13 protein-coding genes and 4 tRNA genes are annotated in these 16451 nt (G+C 58.9%); 10 read left to right on the top strand and 7 right to left on the bottom strand.

Annotated features, from left to right (window positions below; translation table 11 throughout):
* Positions 1 to 109: 109 nt before the first annotated feature.
* Entirely contained in the window at positions 110 to 592 is a 483-nt protein-coding gene (locus ACA048_RS20550) for a hypothetical protein (RefSeq protein WP_150778613.1), read from the bottom strand.
* Positions 593 to 868: 276 nt separating this feature from the next.
* A complete protein-coding gene (locus tag ACA048_RS20545; protein ID WP_007945191.1) occupies positions 869 to 1093 on the bottom strand; it encodes a hypothetical protein in 225 nt (74 codons plus the stop codon).
* A 952-nt stretch (positions 1094 to 2045) separates the two neighbouring features.
* Here ACA048_RS20545 and ACA048_RS20540 point away from each other — a divergent pair.
* A complete protein-coding gene (locus tag ACA048_RS20540) occupies positions 2046 to 2369 on the top strand; it encodes a sel1 repeat family protein (RefSeq protein ID WP_497626036.1) in 324 nt (107 codons plus the stop codon).
* Between the two features lie 196 nt (positions 2370 to 2565).
* Entirely contained in the window at positions 2566 to 3909 is a 1344-nt protein-coding gene (locus tag ACA048_RS20535) for a DNA recombination protein RmuC (RefSeq protein WP_497629908.1), read from the top strand.
* A gap of 114 nt (positions 3910 to 4023) precedes the next feature.
* Here ACA048_RS20535 and ACA048_RS20530 read toward each other — a convergent pair whose 3' ends face one another.
* Both ACA048_RS20530 and ACA048_RS20525 read right to left on the bottom strand, forming a co-directional pair.
* Positions 4024 to 7494: a hybrid sensor histidine kinase/response regulator gene (locus ACA048_RS20530; protein ID WP_497626035.1), complete on the bottom strand. Its 3471-nt coding sequence runs from the start codon at positions 7492 to 7494 to the stop codon at positions 4024 to 4026.
* Between the two features lie 136 nt (positions 7495 to 7630).
* On the bottom strand, positions 7631 to 8167 hold the full coding sequence (locus ACA048_RS20525; RefSeq protein WP_497626034.1) for a TetR/AcrR family transcriptional regulator: 537 nt from the start codon (positions 8165 to 8167) through the stop codon (positions 7631 to 7633).
* A 153-nt stretch (positions 8168 to 8320) separates the two neighbouring features.
* Here ACA048_RS20525 and ACA048_RS20520 point away from each other — a divergent pair, with 153 nt between their 5' ends.
* The 4 genes from ACA048_RS20520 (at position 8321) to ACA048_RS20505 (ending at position 13099) form a co-directional block, all read left to right on the top strand.
* A complete protein-coding gene (locus ACA048_RS20520; RefSeq protein ID WP_497626033.1) occupies positions 8321 to 9514 on the top strand; it encodes an MFS transporter in 1194 nt (397 codons plus the stop codon).
* Between the two features lie 42 nt (positions 9515 to 9556).
* Positions 9557 to 9898, top strand: coding sequence for a cupin domain-containing protein (locus ACA048_RS20515; RefSeq protein ID WP_497626032.1), 342 nt, complete (start codon positions 9557 to 9559; stop codon positions 9896 to 9898).
* A 76-nt stretch (positions 9899 to 9974) separates the two neighbouring features.
* Positions 9975 to 11126 carry a TDT family transporter gene (locus ACA048_RS20510; RefSeq protein WP_497626031.1) on the top strand — a complete coding sequence of 384 codons (1152 nt, stop codon included), beginning with the start codon at positions 9975 to 9977 and terminating at the stop codon, positions 11124 to 11126.
* A 98-nt stretch (positions 11127 to 11224) separates the two neighbouring features.
* On the top strand, positions 11225 to 13099 hold the full coding sequence (locus ACA048_RS20505; protein WP_497626030.1) for an MFS transporter: 1875 nt from the start codon (positions 11225 to 11227) through the stop codon (positions 13097 to 13099).
* Between the two features lie 163 nt (positions 13100 to 13262).
* Here the strand turns inward: ACA048_RS20505 and sugE are convergent, their stop codons facing one another.
* The 3 genes from sugE to rdgC all read right to left on the bottom strand — a co-directional run bounded on the left by sugE (position 13263) and on the right by rdgC (position 15728).
* Complete coding sequence (gene sugE, locus ACA048_RS20500) at positions 13263 to 13577, bottom strand: quaternary ammonium compound efflux SMR transporter SugE (RefSeq protein WP_007945200.1); 315 nt, start codon at positions 13575 to 13577, stop codon at positions 13263 to 13265.
* Between the two features lie 119 nt (positions 13578 to 13696).
* Positions 13697 to 14662: a bile acid:sodium symporter family protein gene (locus tag ACA048_RS20495; RefSeq protein WP_497626029.1), complete on the bottom strand. Its 966-nt coding sequence runs from the start codon at positions 14660 to 14662 to the stop codon at positions 13697 to 13699.
* Positions 14663 to 14807: 145 nt separating this feature from the next.
* Positions 14808 to 15728: a recombination-associated protein RdgC gene (rdgC, locus tag ACA048_RS20490; protein ID WP_497626028.1), complete on the bottom strand. Its 921-nt coding sequence runs from the start codon at positions 15726 to 15728 to the stop codon at positions 14808 to 14810.
* Positions 15729 to 15889: 161 nt separating this feature from the next.
* Between rdgC and ACA048_RS20485 the strand changes: the two genes are divergently transcribed.
* From ACA048_RS20485 to ACA048_RS20470, 4 genes are all read left to right on the top strand, one after another.
* Positions 15890 to 15965, top strand: a tRNA-Val gene (locus tag ACA048_RS20485).
* 19 nt (positions 15966 to 15984) lie between these two features.
* A tRNA-Asp gene (locus ACA048_RS20480) sits at positions 15985 to 16061 on the top strand.
* A 199-nt stretch (positions 16062 to 16260) separates the two neighbouring features.
* Positions 16261 to 16336, top strand: a tRNA-Val gene (locus ACA048_RS20475).
* A gap of 15 nt (positions 16337 to 16351) precedes the next feature.
* Positions 16352 to 16428, top strand: a tRNA-Asp gene (locus ACA048_RS20470).
* Positions 16429 to 16451: the final 23 nt, after the last annotated feature.

The following is a 16451-nucleotide window of genomic DNA, read 5'->3' as shown; positions in this document are numbered from 1 at the left end:
CCAACATTTTCGTCCCAGCGCCATAGGCTGAATGCCTTGAGTTAGAGCGGTTTGTAGGACAATCAGACCAGGTTGACGACCGATTGCACGATCTTGTGAGACTGGTGGGTCAGCAAGCGACCTGATTCAGGGGTGAAACACAGGTTTGCCAGGCGCTGGTGAAATCGCGCAGACGCCCTTGAGGCTGAAAAGTCTGACGCCAGATGCGGGCCATGCCTAACAAATCATCGGCGGCGGGGAGGGGGGTGTTCTGTTCTTCTACCAGCAGCCAGGCGATGGCAGTGGCGTATCGCAGGTTAACGGTCAATTCCAGGTGCGGTCCGCTGAGAAAGGCATGTTGGCTGGCCAGGCCACGGACAAGGCTCGCCCGTTCGGGGTCCAGTGCCAGATAGTGATCCCAAAGTGCCTGGTGGCGGGGTTCGGCGATTCGGTAGAGACCGTGTCCGCGGCGGTCGTGCAGGGCGGAGCCAAGGGCTGACTGACTGGCGGCGATGCCCAGCAGTAAGGATTCGGCAGTTGCGCTATGGCGTCCGAGGTAAATCAATGTCGGACGAATCACATAACGGCACAGTTCGCTGGCAGCGATACCCATAAAGCCCTCGAAACTTGAAGTAGGCGGCGATACCTGAGGGTAGCGTTGGCAGCGGTGGATCGAATCAGGCTCGCCGGAAGCGGATCAAGCCGCTTGAGTTGAAGTGTAGTGTCATATTCGCGCCGTAAAGGTCTGTTTTTAAAATATTTCCAGCTTCGAGTTATAACTGTTATATCGGTTAGTGCTTAGCGGCTGTCGGCGAAATGAGAAATAACGGGCAATAAAAAGCCCCGCTTTTTGAGCAGGGCTTTTGGGTTTTTCAGTTTTTCTGGCGTCTCAGGCAATCAATGCCTGGCGGGTACGCTCGATCACGGCCTGCAGCGGTTCTGCGCTGGAGTATTGATCGGGGTACAGGCGTTCGCTGTGACGAGCGATGCCGTGTTCGTTGACCAGAGTGAAACTGAAGCAGCCTTTGCGAGCAGCCATGATCAGGCAGTTCATTGGTGCAAAAGCGTTGGTTAGGGTGCGGATTGCATCCTGGGTATGGATTTGAGTAGTCATTATTGGGTGTTCCTACAAGCGACACGGATAAGAGCCGTGCAAAATTAAAACGTTCCAGCGACGACGACCACCATTGGTCGAACGAAGAACCCGACTGGAACAAAGCAGCCAGTTTGAAGCGCTGATAATTGGCGCGCTTGGGCTGGCAGGTAGGTACTTAGGAGGGCAGGCAACACATCAAGGGCAAAGGTTCTGGGCCCGGGGTGAAGATCCTGATCAATTTGCAGGCTGGTTCGGTCAGAGTAAGTGAGCTTCGCAACACCCTTCGCATTTGTTCGAAGGCTGTGTTGGCGCAAGGTTTACCTGGAAACCATCGAGGTGGTCGATCCTGTTTTGTCGGTGGAGGCTTCTCTTGAGGGAAGGCTGACCGCGAGGATTTGTTCGACCAGAATTGACTTTCAGCTTGGTACTAACGCCGCGGATACTAACGGATTGAATATGAGAATGGAAGTGCGTTAGCAAAAAAAGATAAATATGCATGGGGCGCGCGTCCTGCAATTGCTCACATTCCGACCGGTGGTTGCGGTCGTTCATCGGACCGCGATCTGCCTGGATCGGGGGTTTCCCGGTTTTATCCCCATAAGGCACGCAAATATGCGCCGAAAAAGTGTGCACATATAACCGCCTCGAAGGTAGTTGTGCACATAAGTCGAGCTAACTGTAACCCCGCTGTCATTCAGGGCTCGGCCGCAGTGGGTGCCTGTATTGAAAATTTAAGTCAATGAAAAACATCGCTTTTTTTCACTGGTGAAAAAATCGTCAGTTTGACTGCGAGCCCCATTCCACAGGGCTTTGCGCGAGTTCAAGGACGGTTGTCCACTGAGTTATCCACAGCTTCTGTGGATTGTCCCGAGCGCTTGCTCTAGCACGGGCGTGCCGGGTTTTTTCAAGCTTTACCTGTAAGAAAAAAAGAGTAGAGTGGCGCGCCTTCCGATCTGTCCCACAGTGCTTTATGAAGTTTCGCTCAGTATCAATCGCTGCTCCCTCCACACCTCCCAATATGACCCCACCCAAGCGCTTTTCGATGCGCGTGGCCGAGTGGCTGCTGGACAGTCCGCGTCTCGGGGATAACCCCAACATCAAGCACTTCGCCGGACGCTTGCTCAAACAGCCTGCCCGTGAAGGCGTCGTGGCCGCGCAAAGCCGCCTCGGACAATTGATGTGCCGCGAATGCGGCAATGCCCGTGATCGGCGCATTGGTCAGGATCTGCTGCGCCAGGCCGCGCGAGCAGGGGACGCGCGCGCCCAACAGGAACTGGGGCTGATCGAAGACTGAGCTGTCCAAGTCTGGTTGCCTTGGTTAACCTTCAAGCTTTATTTCATCGACGGGAATCCCTATGGCTATGGACTTGACCAGCCTCTTACTCGGTCTGGCGGGCGCTGGCCTGCCGTTGCTGGTACTGGCCTGGCAAATTCAGCGCCGTGCGAGCGTCTCGCAAGCCGGGGTGGCACTTCTGCAAGAGCGTCTGGCCATGGCCCAACTGGCGCAGGACGGTTTGAATGCCCAACTCGACGCCAGTCGCGATGAAATCGGTGATCTGAGCCAAGCTAACGCCGCCAGACAGGCAGACCTCGCGGCTGCGCGCCGTGAAGTCGAACTGCTGCAAATCGAACGCGACGATGCCCGCGACGCGGCTCACGCCTGGAACATTGAGCGTGCCGGTAAAGAAGCTGAGCTGCGTCGCCTGGACACGCAGGCGGCCTCACTCAGCGCCGAGCTGCGCGAGCAACAGGAAAGCCATCAGCAGCGTCTCAGTGATCTGCAAGGTTCGCGAGACGAGTTGCGGGCACAGTTTGCCGAGCTGGCGGGCAAGATTTTCGACGAGCGTGAGCAGCGCTTTGCCGAAACCAGTCAGCAGCGGCTGGGCCAGTTGCTCGATCCTTTGAAAGAACGCATTCAGTCCTTCGAAAAGCGCGTCGAGGAAAGTTATCAGGCCGAAGCTCGCGAGCGTTTTTCGCTGGCCAAGGAACTGGAGCGCCTGCAACAGCTGAACCTGCGCCTGAGCGACGAAGCCACCAACCTCACGCGCGCCCTCAAAGGGCAGAAAACCCAGGGCAACTGGGGCGAGCTGATTCTTGAGCGAGTGCTTGAACACGCGGGTCTGGAGAAGGGCCGTGAGTACCAGACCCAAGTCAATCTCAAAGGCCCGGACGGTGAGCGCTTCCAGCCGGATGTGATTATTTACCTGCCGGGCGACAAGCAGGTGGTAGTCGACTCCAAAGTCAGCCTGACGGCCTATCAGCAATACGTGGCGGCCGAAGACGACACCATCGGCGAGATCGCCATCAAGCAGCACGTGCTGTCGCTGCGCAATCACGTCAAAGGCCTGGCCGGCAAGGATTACAAACGACTCGACGGCTTGCACAGTCTGGATTTCGTGTTGCTCTTCGTGCCAATCGAAGCGGCGTTTTCCGCCGCCTTGCAGGCGGAGCCGACGCTGTTCCAGGAGGCGTTCGACCGCAACATCGTGATCGTCAGCCCCACCACGTTATTGGCCACGCTACGAGTCATCGACAGCCTTTGGAAACAGGAGCGCCAGAGCCAGAACGCCCGGGAAATCGCCGAGCGTGCCGGGTGGCTGTACGACAAGTTCGTGTTGTTTATTCAGGACCTGGACGAAGTCGGCAATCGCTTGCAGCAACTGGACAAAGCCTACAGCTCTGCGCGCAACAAGCTGACAGAAGGCCGCGGTAATCTGGTCAGTCGCAGCGAGCAACTGAAATTGCTCGGCGCGCGAGCGAGCAAGAGCTTGCCGGCAGACTTGCTGGAGCGGGCGATGACTGATGTGGATGGCTTGGCCGAGTTACCGGAGTAACCCGAAAAGCATCGCGAGCAGGCTCGCTCCCACATGAATTGCACAGAACCCTGTGGGAGCGAGCCCGCTCGCGATGGCGGCAGAAGCCCCCCTAAAAGGCTAAAACCTGCCGCGCTACAACGGCAAATGCCGACTCAACAGCGCCCTTAACGCCGCCGGCTTCACCGGTTTGGTCAAATAATCCAGTCCCGCCGCATGCACTTGCGCCACCGTCTCGGGCCGGCCATCGGCGCTGATCACCACCCCCGGCACCGGTTCCCCCAGTTGAGTGCGCAACCACGCCATCAGCTCGGTCCCGGTTTCGCCATGGTCCAGGTGGTAATCCACCAGCGCCAATTGCGGACGCATACCGTTGTTGAGCAGCGCTGCACATTCCTCCCGGTTACGCGCCGTCCAGACCTGGCAACCCCAGCGCGTCAGCAGGCTGTTCATGCCGATCAGGATGCTGTCTTCATTATCGATGCACAGCACCTGCACGCCGCTCACCACATGGCCGTTGAGTTCGGTGGGCTGGGTCGGCGCCACGGTTTGTGCCTGGGCCAGCGGCACGCTGACGCTGAACACACTGCCGCGCCCCGGCCAGGAACGTACGCGCAGCGTGTGACCCAGCACGCGACACAAACCATCGGCAATCGCCAGGCCCAACCCCAAACCTTTCTCGGCGCGAGTCTGGTGGCTGTCGAGGCGTTTGAATTCTTCGAAAATCACCTGCAGTTTGTCTTCCGCAATACCCGGTCCGCGGTCCCAGACCTCAAGGCACAGTTCATCCTTGCGCCGCCGAACGCCCAGCAACACCGGCCCTTTGGCGTAGCGGAACGCATTGGTCAGGAAGTTTTGCAGGATCCGTCGCAGCAGTTTGATGTCGCTGTCGACCCGCAACGTGCTGCTGCGAACCCGGAAGGCCAGCCCTTGCTCCTGAGCCTGCGCCTTGAATTCCGCACCGAGGGTGTCAAACAGTTCGTTGAGCGCGAAGGGCTTCGGGTCTGGGTTGATCTTGCCGTTTTCCAGGCGGGAAATGTCCAGCAGGTCGCTGATCAAGTCCTCTGCCGAACGCAACGAACTGTCCAGGTGATGGACCAGTTTCTGCGCCTCGCCAGACAAGCCATCGTCCTGGTGGGACAACGCGGCGGAGAACAGGCGCGCAGCGTTCAGCGGCTGCATCAAATCGTGACTGACCGCAGCCAGAAAGCGGGTTTTCGACTGGTTGGCGGACTCGGCGGTGCCCTTGGCTTCGGTCAATGCGACGTTGAGTTGCGACAATTCGTGAGTGCGCTCGGCCACCCGTTGCTCCAGGCCTTCGTTGGCTTCGGTCAGCGCTTGTTCGGCTTCGCGGAACGCGGTGATGTCGGTGAAACTCATGACGAATCCCCCCCCGGGCATCGGATTGCCGATCAGCTCGATCACCCGTCCGTTGGGGAACAGTCGTTCAGAGGTATGGGCACGGCCCTGGCGCATCCAGTGCAGGCGGCGGGCCACATGCACTTCGGCTTCACCGGCGCCGCATAGGCCACGCTCGGCGTTGTAGCGAATGATGTCGGCAATCGGCCGCCCGACACTGATCAATCCGTCCGGATAGTTGAACAGCTCCAGATAGCGTCGGTTCCAGGCCACCAGTTTCAGTGACTGGTCGACCACGCTGATGCCTTGGGTGATGTTTTCGATGGCACCTTGCAGCAAGGCCCGGTTGAACTGCAGCACTTCCGACGCCTCATCGGCGATTCTGACTACATCCTCCAGCTGCATTTCCCGACCTTCGATGGCGGCTTTTACCACCGCGCGCGTCGAAGAAGCGCCGAGTACACCCGCCAGCAAGCGTTCGGTGTGGGCGATCCATTCGCCGTCGGCGTTTTGATTCGGGTTGAAGCCTTTGCCCTGGCGGTAGGCGAAGCGGATGAAGCTCTGACGCGCGCGCTCTTCGCCGACGAATCGTGCGGCCAGTTGCAGCAGATCGTCGATTTGCACCGCCAGCATCGAGCGTGCGCTGGGGCGTGCGCTGATTTCCTGACCGATGAAACGGCCCGCCTGCCAGTGCTCCGACACCCGCGTGCGCGACAACACCGACACCCAGGCAAACAATGTGAAGTTGCCGGCCAGCGACAGCACTACGCCTTGGGTCAGTGGCGTGATCGGCAGGTGCAGTGGGTTGCTGTGCAGCCATGCCAGCCCCGGGAAGCTGTCCAGCGACCAGCCGAGGCTTCGGGCAGCAATCGGCAAGATCAGCGTGTAAAACCACAGGAACGTCCCGGCAGCGAGCCCGGCGAATACGCCGCGACGGTTGGCCTGCTTCCAATACAGCGCACCGAGCATGGCCGGGGCCAATTGCGTCACGGCGGCAAAGGCGATCTGGCCGATGGTTGCCAGGCTGGCGGTCGAGCCCAACAGGCGATAACTGACGTAGGCCAGCAGCAAAATCACTACGATGCTGACGCGGCGCACCGAGAGCATCCAATGACGAAACACTTCGAACGGTCGCTCGGCGTTGTTGCGTCGCAGCAACCACGGCAACAGCATGTCGTTGGACACCATGGTCGACAACGCCACGCTGGCAACAATCACCATGCCGGTCGCCGCCGAGGCGCCGCCGATAAACGCCAGCAAGGCGAGGGCAGGGTGGGACTGGGCCAGCGGCAAACTGATGACGAAAGAGTCCGGCAATACCGAACTGGGCAGCAGCATCTGACCGGCGAGGGCGATCGGTACGACAAACAACGCCGCCAACGCCAGGTAGGCCGGGAACACCCATTTGGCCAGGCGCAAATCCTGAGGATCAATGTTTTCCACCACCGTCACGTGGAACTGCCGGGGCAGGCAGATGATCGCCATCATCGCTACGCCCGTCTGCACCACCATCGAGGGCCAGTTGATGGTTTCCTTCCAGTATTCTTCGAGGCGGGGGGCGAGCATGGCTTGGTCGAACAGGTCGTCGAACCCGTCGTAAAGGCCGAACGTGACGAACGCGCCGACGGCGAGAAACGCGAACAGCTTGACCAGTGATTCAAACGCGATGGCCAGCACCATGCCACGGTGGTGTTCCGTGGCATCGAGGTTGCGGGTACCGAAGACAATGGTGAACAGCGCCAGCACCAGCGACACAATCAACGCCGTGTCCTGGGCGCGAACCCCCATGGCGTCGGCGCCCGCGCCAATCAGCAAGTTCACCCCGAGCACAATGCCCTTGAGCTGCAAAGCGATGTAGGGCAACACGCCGACCAGACAGATCAGGGCCACCACCACCGCCAGTGACTGGGATTTGCCGTAACGGGCAGCGATAAAGTCGGCGATGGAGGTGATGTTTTCCTGCTTGCTGATCATTACCATTTTTTGCAGGACCCACGGCGCGCCCACCAGCAGCAGGATTGGTCCAAGGTAGATCGGCAGGAAAGACCAAAGCTGTTCCGCCGCCTGGCCCACGGCGCCGAAGAATGTCCAGCTGGAGCAATAGACCGCCAGCGACAGGCTGTACACCCACGCGCGCATTCGCGGCGGCAACGGCGTGCTGCGACGGTCACCGTAAAAGGCGATGGCGAACATGATGGCCATATAGGCCAGGGCGACGGCGGCGATCAGCCCGCTGGACAGCGACATGGGAACTCCAGACAAAAGACATCCGGGACTCCCGCCCGGTCAGACAGTCTCGCACGACCGCCTCGGTTAGTCAGTGTCGACCAAGGTCGTGGCATGGCGGGGTGTCGCAGGCTTTGAATCAGTTTGATTATCGGCCTCACTGATTCAGCGAAATCCCGATCAACCGATGCAATTCCTCAGCCTCCAGCGGCGCCTCGGAAAACAGGATTCGAAACACGATAGGGGCCGCCACCATGTTGATCAGCCGATCGACACTGGGTGTGGGCTGATTCGGATAACGATCCAGAATCATCTGTAACTGCCCGCCAATGATCGTCGCGCAATAGCTCGGTTTGAGGCTCGCTTGCACGTCGCGCAGCATGTTGCGACCGGGTTCGGAGCTCATTTCGTCCAGGTACTGTTCCGCCCACGCTTTCACGTCGCCCGACAGGCTGCCGGTATTGGCTGACTCGGTTTCCGGTTGCATGCGGGCGATAGCGACGTCCGCCAGCAATGCCGATAAATCACCCCAGCGCCGATAAATGGTCGAAGGCGTAACCCCCGCACGCGCGGCGATTTGCGGCACGGTCACGCTGGCGCGGTCCTGCTCTTCGAGCAATTCGCGCACAGCCTTGTGAATCGATTCCTGCACCCGGGCGCTGCGGCCGCCGGGACGTAAAGTGGGGCCTGTCATTACCAGTTTCCTGTTCTTGCCGAGACTTGCTGTAAAGGCAAAAGCCCGCCTCTAAAAGCCATGCACCGGACCTTAACACAAAGAATTTGCTTTAAGCGCCAGCCGGTAGCACACTCCGCAAAAGCAAAAAATTAGCTTTTGTGGAGTGTGCGGATGTCCAGTTCTCGTTCAAATCGTGCAAGCCTGTGGTTTCTGGCGATCACTTTACTCAGTTTTCTGGCGGCTTCCACGGCACCGACGCCGTTGTATCTCTTGTACCAGGAGCAGCTGCACTTCTCGGCCGCGACCCTTACCCTGATTTTCGGTGTCTACGCCTTCAGCCTGCTGGCTGCGCTGCTGACAGTCGGTTCGCTGTCGGATTACCTTGGGCGCAAACCAGTGATTTTCACGGCTGTGATGCTGAATATCCTGGCGATGCTGCTGTTTACCCACGCTGACAGCGTCGCTTGGCTGATCAGTGCCCGGCTGTTGCAAGGCTTTGCCACCGGCATGGCGACCGCCGTGCTCAGTGCAACGCTATTGGACACAGACCGCCAGCAAGGGCCGCTGATCAACAGCGTTGCGCCGTTGCTCGGCATGGCTCTGGGTGGTTTGGGCAGCGGTTTGCTCGCTGAATTTGCACCGGCACCGTTGCATTTAACCTATTGGCTGCTGCTCATCGTGTTTGCGTTGCAGGCGTTGTATATCTGGCGTTTGCCGGAACGTGTGTCGCGACAGCCTGGAGCATGGGCGTCATTGCGACCGACCCTGCATGTACCGGTTCAGGCGCGTACCACCTTATGGCGGGTATTGCCGCTCAATACCGCGACGTGGGCGCTCGGCGGTTTTTATGCGTCCCTGGCGCCGTCGTTGGTGCGCACGGCCACCGGTTCCACCTCGAACCTGATTGCCGGCTCGACTGTCGCCGCGCTGACGGTGACGGGGGCGTTGATGATTTTCACCTTGCGCAATCGCCCCTCCGCACTGGCGCTACAGTTGGGTGCGAGTCTGTTGCCGACAGGGATCGTCCTGGTTTTACTGGGTGTTCACAGCGCCAGCGTGCCGTTATTTTTCCTCGGCACGCTCGTCGCCGGCTGCGGTTTCGGCGCTGGTTTTCTCGGTGCCGTGCGTAGTCTGGTGCCGTTAGCTCTACCCCATGAACGTGCGGGTCTGATGTCGGCGTTTTATGTGCTCAGTTACCTGGCGTTCTGTTTGCCGTCGTTGCTGGCGGGGAACCTGACGCGAACCTTCGGCCTGGTCGCGACCACCGACGGTTACGGCGCCGTGCTGATCGTGCTCTGCGTTGGCGCTTTACTGGCCTTGATGCGTCAGCGCTCGTTGAAAGCCTGTGGCGCTGAGGTGCGTTGATCGCTAGCCTTGGCCTCGCCATTCATTTCGACGGACCGCCCCATGAAGATCATCCGCAGCAAATCCTTCACCGCTGAGCGTGCCTGGGGCGCGCTGGACATTGCCAACATGAACGGCATCACCACCCGTTTGCACTGGACGGACCAGCCTTACAAATGGCACGTCAACGATGGTCAGGAAGTGTTTGTGGTGCTGGATGGCCAGGTGCAAATGCGTTATCGCGAAGATGGCATCGAGAAGGCCGCGCTTTTGGACGTCGGCGATATCTTTTATGCATCCGTTGGCACCGAGCATGTAGCGCATCCGAAGGGCGCTGCGCGGGTGTTGGTAATCGAATCGGAAGGCAGTATCCGACGCTATATCTACAAAACAGATAACTTATAGAGATATTACCCGTTATATAGATATTCGATTCAGTTCTACCATGGGCTCCACCTCACCAGAGGACCAGGAGTTCGCCATGACATGCACCCACAGCGTCAAAGCCGGTATCAAACCGTTCAGCCACTTGCACCCCCCGCGTGAAGTCATTCGTCAATTCACGCCCAACTGGTTCGCCGCGACCATGGGCACCGGGGTGCTCGCGCTGGCGCTGGCGCAATTGCCCCTCGCCATCCCCGGGTTGCGTGTGTTCGCCGAAGGGTTGTGGCTATTCAATATTTTCCTGTTCGTGCTGTTCACCGCCGTGTACGCGGCACGCTGGGTGCTGTTCTTTGACGAAGCCCGGCGAATTTTCGGCCATTCGACGGTGTCGATGTTCTTCGGCACCATTCCCATGGGCCTCGCGACCATCATTAACGGTTTTCTGGTGTTTGGGCTGCCACGCTGGGGTGACGGTGTGATTCATGTCGTCGAAATGCTCTGGTGGCTGGATGTGGCGATGTCTCTGGCGTGCGGCGTACTGATTCCCTACATGATGTTCACTCGTCAGGAACACAGCATCGACCAAATGACCGCCGTTTGGTTGTTGCCGGTGGTGGCCGCAGAAGTCGTCGCTGCCAGCGGTGGCTTGCTGGCGCCGCACTTGGCGGATGCCCATTCGCAACTGGTGGTGCTGGTGACGAGTTACGTGCTCTGGGCCTTTTCCCTGCCGGTAGCCTTCAGCATTCTGACGATCCTGTTGCTGCGCATGGCGCTGCATAAACTGCCCCACGAAAACATGGCAGCCTCCAGTTGGCTGGCGTTGGGCCCGATTGGCACCGGGGCACTTGGCATGTTGCTGCTGGGGGCAGACGCACCGGCCATCTTCGCCGCCAACGGCCTGCCGGGTATCGGTGAAATCGCCGCCGGCCTGGGGTTGGTGGCCGGGATCACGTTGTGGGGGTTTGGGCTGTGGTGGATGCTGATCGCGGTGCTGATTACCTTGCGTTACCTGCGCGGTGGCATCCCGTTCAACCTCGGCTGGTGGGGGTTTACCTTCCCGTTGGGCGTCTATTCGCTGGCGACGTTGAAACTGGCCAGCACTTTGAGCCTGACGTTTTTCAGTGTCTTTGGCGGTGTGCTGGTGACGCTGCTGTCGGTGATGTGGCTGATCGTTGCCCGTCGGACGCTGCAAGGCGCGTGGCGTGGCGAACTGTTCGTGTCGCCGTGCATTGCAGGATTAAAGAAATAACCTGCAAAGATTAGGTAGTGTGTGGCCTGGATCGCCGTTCGACATTCCAACATCAGTATCCACACCACTCGCTACCCAACATCAGGGACACATGGAAGATGAGTCACCCCTCACAGTTCACCTTGCTGCGCACCCGGCGCTTCCTGCCGTTTTTCGTCACCCAGTCCCTCGGGGCGTTCAACGACAACCTCTTCAAGCAGTCGTTGATCCTCGCCATTTTGTACAAGCTGACCCTCGACGGTGACCGTTCGATCTGGGTCAACCTCTGCGCGCTGCTGTTCATCCTGCCGTTCTTTTTGTTCTCGGCACTGGCCGGTCAGTTTGGTGAGAAGTTTGCCAAGGACCGCCTGATCCGTCTGATCAAGCTCGGCGAAATCTTCATCATGGCGGTCGGCGCCGTCGGTTTCATCTTTAACCATCTGTCGTTGATGCTGGTGGCGCTGTTTGCCATGGGCACCCACTCGGCGCTGTTCGGGCCGGTGAAATACTCGATCCTGCCCCAGGCCCTGCGCGAAGAAGAGCTGATCGGCGGCAACGGGCTGGTGGAGATGGGCACCTTCCTGGCGATTCTCGCGGGGACCATCGGCGCGGGGATCATGATGTCGTCCAGTCATTACGCGGCTATCGTCTCCGGCGCGATCATCTGCGTTGCCGTGCTCGGCTACCTGGCCAGTTGCAGCATTCCACGGGCGGCGGCGTCTTCACCGCAAATGCGCCTGAACTGGAACATTTTCAGCCAGTCCTGGGTCACCTTGAAGTTGGGTCTTGGGCAGACCCCGGCAGTGTCGCGTTCGATTGTCGGCAACTCGTGGTTCTGGTTTATCGGGGCGATTTATCTGACGCAGATCCCGGCCTATGCCAAAGAGTGGATGCACGGCGACGAAACCGTGGTGACGTTGATTCTGACGGTGTTCTCGGTGGGTATCGCGCTCGGTTCAATGCTGTGTGAGAAACTCTCCGGGCGCAAAGTCGAGATTGGCCTGGTGCCGTTCGGCTCGTTCGGCTTGACCGTATTTGGCTTGCTGCTGTGGTGGCATTCCGGCGGAATTCCGGACAGTGTGACGGGCCATGGCTGGGTCGAAGTCCTCGGGTTTGGTCACACCTGGCTGGTGCTGATGGACATCCTTGGCTTGGGGATATTTGGTGGTTTCTACATCGTACCGCTGTATGCACTGATCCAGTCGCGCACCGCCGAGAACGAGCGGGCGCGAGTGATTGCCGCCAACAACATTCTCAACGCGCTGTTCATGGTGGTGTCGGCGATTGTCTCGATCATCTTGTTGAGCCTGGTCAAACTGTCGATTCCGCAGCTATTTCTGGTGGTGTCGCTGCTGAACATCGGTGTCAACGCGTACATCTTCAAGATCGTCCCCGAATTCAGCATGCGCTTCATGATCTGGCTGCTCAGCCACTCCATGTACCGCGTGGAGCACCGCAATCTTGAGCTGATTCCCGATGAAGGCGCGGCGCTGCTGGTGTGCAATCACGTGTCATTTGTCGATGCGCTGCTGATTGGCGGCGCAGTGCGTCGGCCGATTCGCTTTGTCATGTACTACAAAATCTACAACCTGCCGGTGCTGAACTTTATCTTTCGCACGGCCGGGACGATTCCGATCGCGGGGCGTCAGGAAGACATTCAAATCTACGAAAGAGCCTTCAAGCGGATTGCGCAGTATCTGAAGGATGGTGAGCTGGTGTGCATCTTCCCCGAGGGCAAGTTGACCGCCGATGGTGAGATCGACGAGTTCAAGGGCGGGTTGACGCGGATTCTTGAAGAGACACCGGTGCCGGTCATTCCGCTGGCGCTGCAGGGGTTGTGGGGGAGTTTCTTCAGTCGTGATCCGGGCAAGGGACTGTTTCGTCGGTTGTGGTCGCGGGTGACGTTGGTGGCGGGGCCGGCTGTGGCGGTTGAAGCGGCGGAGCCGGCGAAGTTGCAGGTGTTGGTGGGGGATTTGCGTGGTGCCGTCAGGTAGTCGGTGATTTTTATGGCGTCATCGCGGGCAAGCCCGGCTCCCACAGGTTTTTTGGTGCGCCACAGATTGTGGGCACTCCAGCAATCCAGTGGGAGCCGGGCTTGCCCGCGATGACGCCATCAATCCTGTGGGAGCTAGGCTTGCCCGCGATGAGGTCAGTGGTTTAAGCGCTGACCTTAAGGCCCACCAACCCGGCAATAATCAACGCCACGCTGGCCAGCCGAAACAGCGCCATCGATTCACCAAACAGAATGATCCCGGCGATCACTGTGCCGACCGCACCCACGCCCGTCCAGATCGCATAGGCTGTGCCCAGCGGCAATTCCTTCATTGCAAGGCCCAGCAAACCAAGGCTGACCGCCATGGCCGCAACGGTCAGTGCGGTAGGCAGAGGGCGGCTGAAACCGTCGGTGTACTTCAGGCCAACGGCCCAGCCAACTTCGAACAGACCGGCGAAAAACAAGATGATCCAGGACATGAAAGACCTCCATCGATTGACGGGGTCGTCCCCAGATTAATGACTCGATCGAGCCGCGAGGTCGTCCTCGCGTTGCGCCATAGAGTGCCCATCATTAACCCGGGGATCAAGTTTTCAGCTCAGTCAGCCACTTGCTGTGTCGCCAGTTCCCGGTCTTGTTTCTCGCTCATTCGCCGGAAATACGTCGAGAGCAGCGCCCCGGAAATGTTGTGCCACACGCTGAACAAAGCACTCGGCACCGCCGCCAGCGGCGAGAAGTGTGCACTGGCCAGCGCGGCACCCAGCCCGGAGTTTTGCATGCCGACTTCCAGCGCAAGCGATTTACGTTGGGCCAATGGCAGCTTGAACAGGCGCCCGGTGAAGTAGCCCAGCAGATACCCGAAGCTGTTGTGTAGCATCACCACCGCCAAGATGAGCAGGCCGGACTCGGCAATCTTCGCCTGGCTGGCGGCCACCACGGCGGTGACGATGATCACGATGCTCACCACCGAGATCAGCGGCAAAACTTCCACCGCGTGGCGAACCCTGGCACCCAGTACACGTTGAGCCACCACGCCCAGGATGATCGGCAACAGCACCACTTGCAGAATCGACCAGAACAGCTCCATGAAGGACACCGGCAACCAGGCCGACGCCAGCAGCCAGATCAACGCAGGGGTCAGCAGCGGGGCGAGGAGGGTGGTGACGGCGGCAATGGCCACCGACAGGGCCAGATCGCCGCGCGCCAGCCACGTCATCACGTTCGAGGAGGTGCCGCTTGGGCAGCAACCGACCAGAATCACACCGACGGCGATTTCCGGTGGCAGGTGAAACGCCTGGCAGAGCAACCACGCCATGCCGGGCATGATCACGAAATGTGCAACCACGCCCAAGGCTACGCGCCATGGATGGCGGGCGACTTCGGCGAAGTCTTCAAGTTTGAGGGTCAGGCCCATGCCGAACATCACTAGCCCCAGCAGCGGCACGATCGCGCCTTTGAGGCCGATGAACCACGCCGGTTGCAGGAAGGCCACGACCGCGAAAATCAGTACCCAGTAAGCGAAAGTGTTGCCGACAAAGCGGCTTAATGCAGCGAGTGCGCGCATGGCGTGATCCTTATTATTGATTAACACCACAAAAACCAATGTGGGAGTGAGCCTGCTCGCGATTGCGTTATCACAGTCAACCTCGATGTCGACTGATAATCCGCTTTCGCGAGCAGGCTCGCTCCCACATTGAGATCACAAGGCTTTAGATCCCTTGCGGAGTCTCTTCGCCGCCCAACGCTTCAACCAGCGCCGGCAGGAAGTCGCCGAAGGTCAGCATCATCAGGGTGAAACTGGCGTCCAGTTGGCCCAGGGCTTCTTCGCCACCGTCCTGTTCTGCCTGGTCTTGCAGCAGGTCTTCGAACTTCAGGCGCTTGACCACCATCTTGTCGTCGAGCACGAAAGACAGCTTGTCTTGCCAGGCCAGCGACAGCTGAGTGACCACTTTACCGGTGCTCAGGTGCAGCTGGATTTCTTCGCTGGTCAGGTCCTGACGCTTGCAACGCACGATCCCGCCGTCTTCGTGGGTATCACGCAGCTCGCATTCGTCCAGCACAAAGAAATCGTCCGCGGCTTTCTGGGTGGTGACCCATTCAGTCATGGTTGCGGTCGGCGACATTTTTACGGTCAGCGGACGTACCGGCAGGGTGCCGATCACTTCACGCAGGGTGGACAGCAAGTCTTCGGCACGTTTCGGGCTGGCCGAGTTGACCAGGATCAGGCCCTGTTTCGGCGCGATGGCGGCGAAAGTCGAGGAGCGACGAATAAAGGCGCGCGGCAGGAAAGCCTGGATGATTTCATCCTTGATCTGGTCGCGCTCCTTCTTATAGACCTTGCGCATTTGCTCGGCTTCTATCTCGTCGACCTTTTCCTTCACCGCGTCACGCACGACGCTGCCGGGCAGAATGCGTTCTTCTTTACGCGCAGAGACCAGCAGGAAGTCGCCACTGACGTGAACCAGCGGTGCATCTTCGCCCTTGCCGAATGGCGCGACGAAACCGTAGGTGGTCAACTCCTGGCTTGCACATGGACGCGCCAGTTTGGTGGTCAGTGCAGTTTCCAACGCCTCGGCATCAACAGGCAGATCTTGGGTCAGGCGATAGATAAGCAGGTTTTTGAACCACATGGGGTAAGTCTCTCCTTATATACAAAGGGGGGCATTATTCTCTTCGCGGCGCCATAGGCCAACCCTTCGCTAAGCCTTTGGAAGGCCTGAGAAAATTATTTAAAAAAGTGCTTGCCAGAGGTGAGGACGCTCCGTAGAATGCGCGCCACACCGAACGTGAAGGGTGATTAGCTCAGCTGGGAGAGCGTCTGCCTTACAAGCAGAATGTCGGCGGTTCGATCCCGTCATCACCCACCATTCGCATTCAGTGTTACGCGCAGCGGTAGTTCAGTCGGTTAGAATACCGGCCTGTCACGCCGGGGGTCGCGGGTTCGAGTCCCGTCCGCTGCGCCATATTCGGTTACCTGGAACGCTGAACGCCAGGTCACCACGGAAAAGCCCGCTAACGCGGGTTTTTTTCTGTCTGTAGATTGTCCGTTGTTCCTGCAGGTTGCATCGTTTCACCGGTTTTCGGATTTATTTGAAAAATTATTCAATTAAATCAACACTTTACAAAAACCTGTGGCATAATGTGCCCCGCAACGAAGGTAAAGGGTGATTAGCTCAGCTGGGAGAGCGTCTGCCTTACAAGCAGAATGTCGGCGGTTCGATCCCGTCATCACCCACCACTTTCAACGCTACGCGCAGCGGTAGTTCAGTCGGTTAGAATACCGGCCTGTCACGCCGGGGGTCGCGGGTTCGAGTCCCGTCCGCTGCGCCATATTCGGTCACCTGGAACGCTGA

The sequence above is a fragment of the Pseudomonas sp. LBUM1659 genome (genome assembly GCF_059716045.1).
The sequence above is the reverse complement of the archived record's forward strand: the minus strand, read 5'-3'. Positions and strand labels throughout refer to the sequence as shown.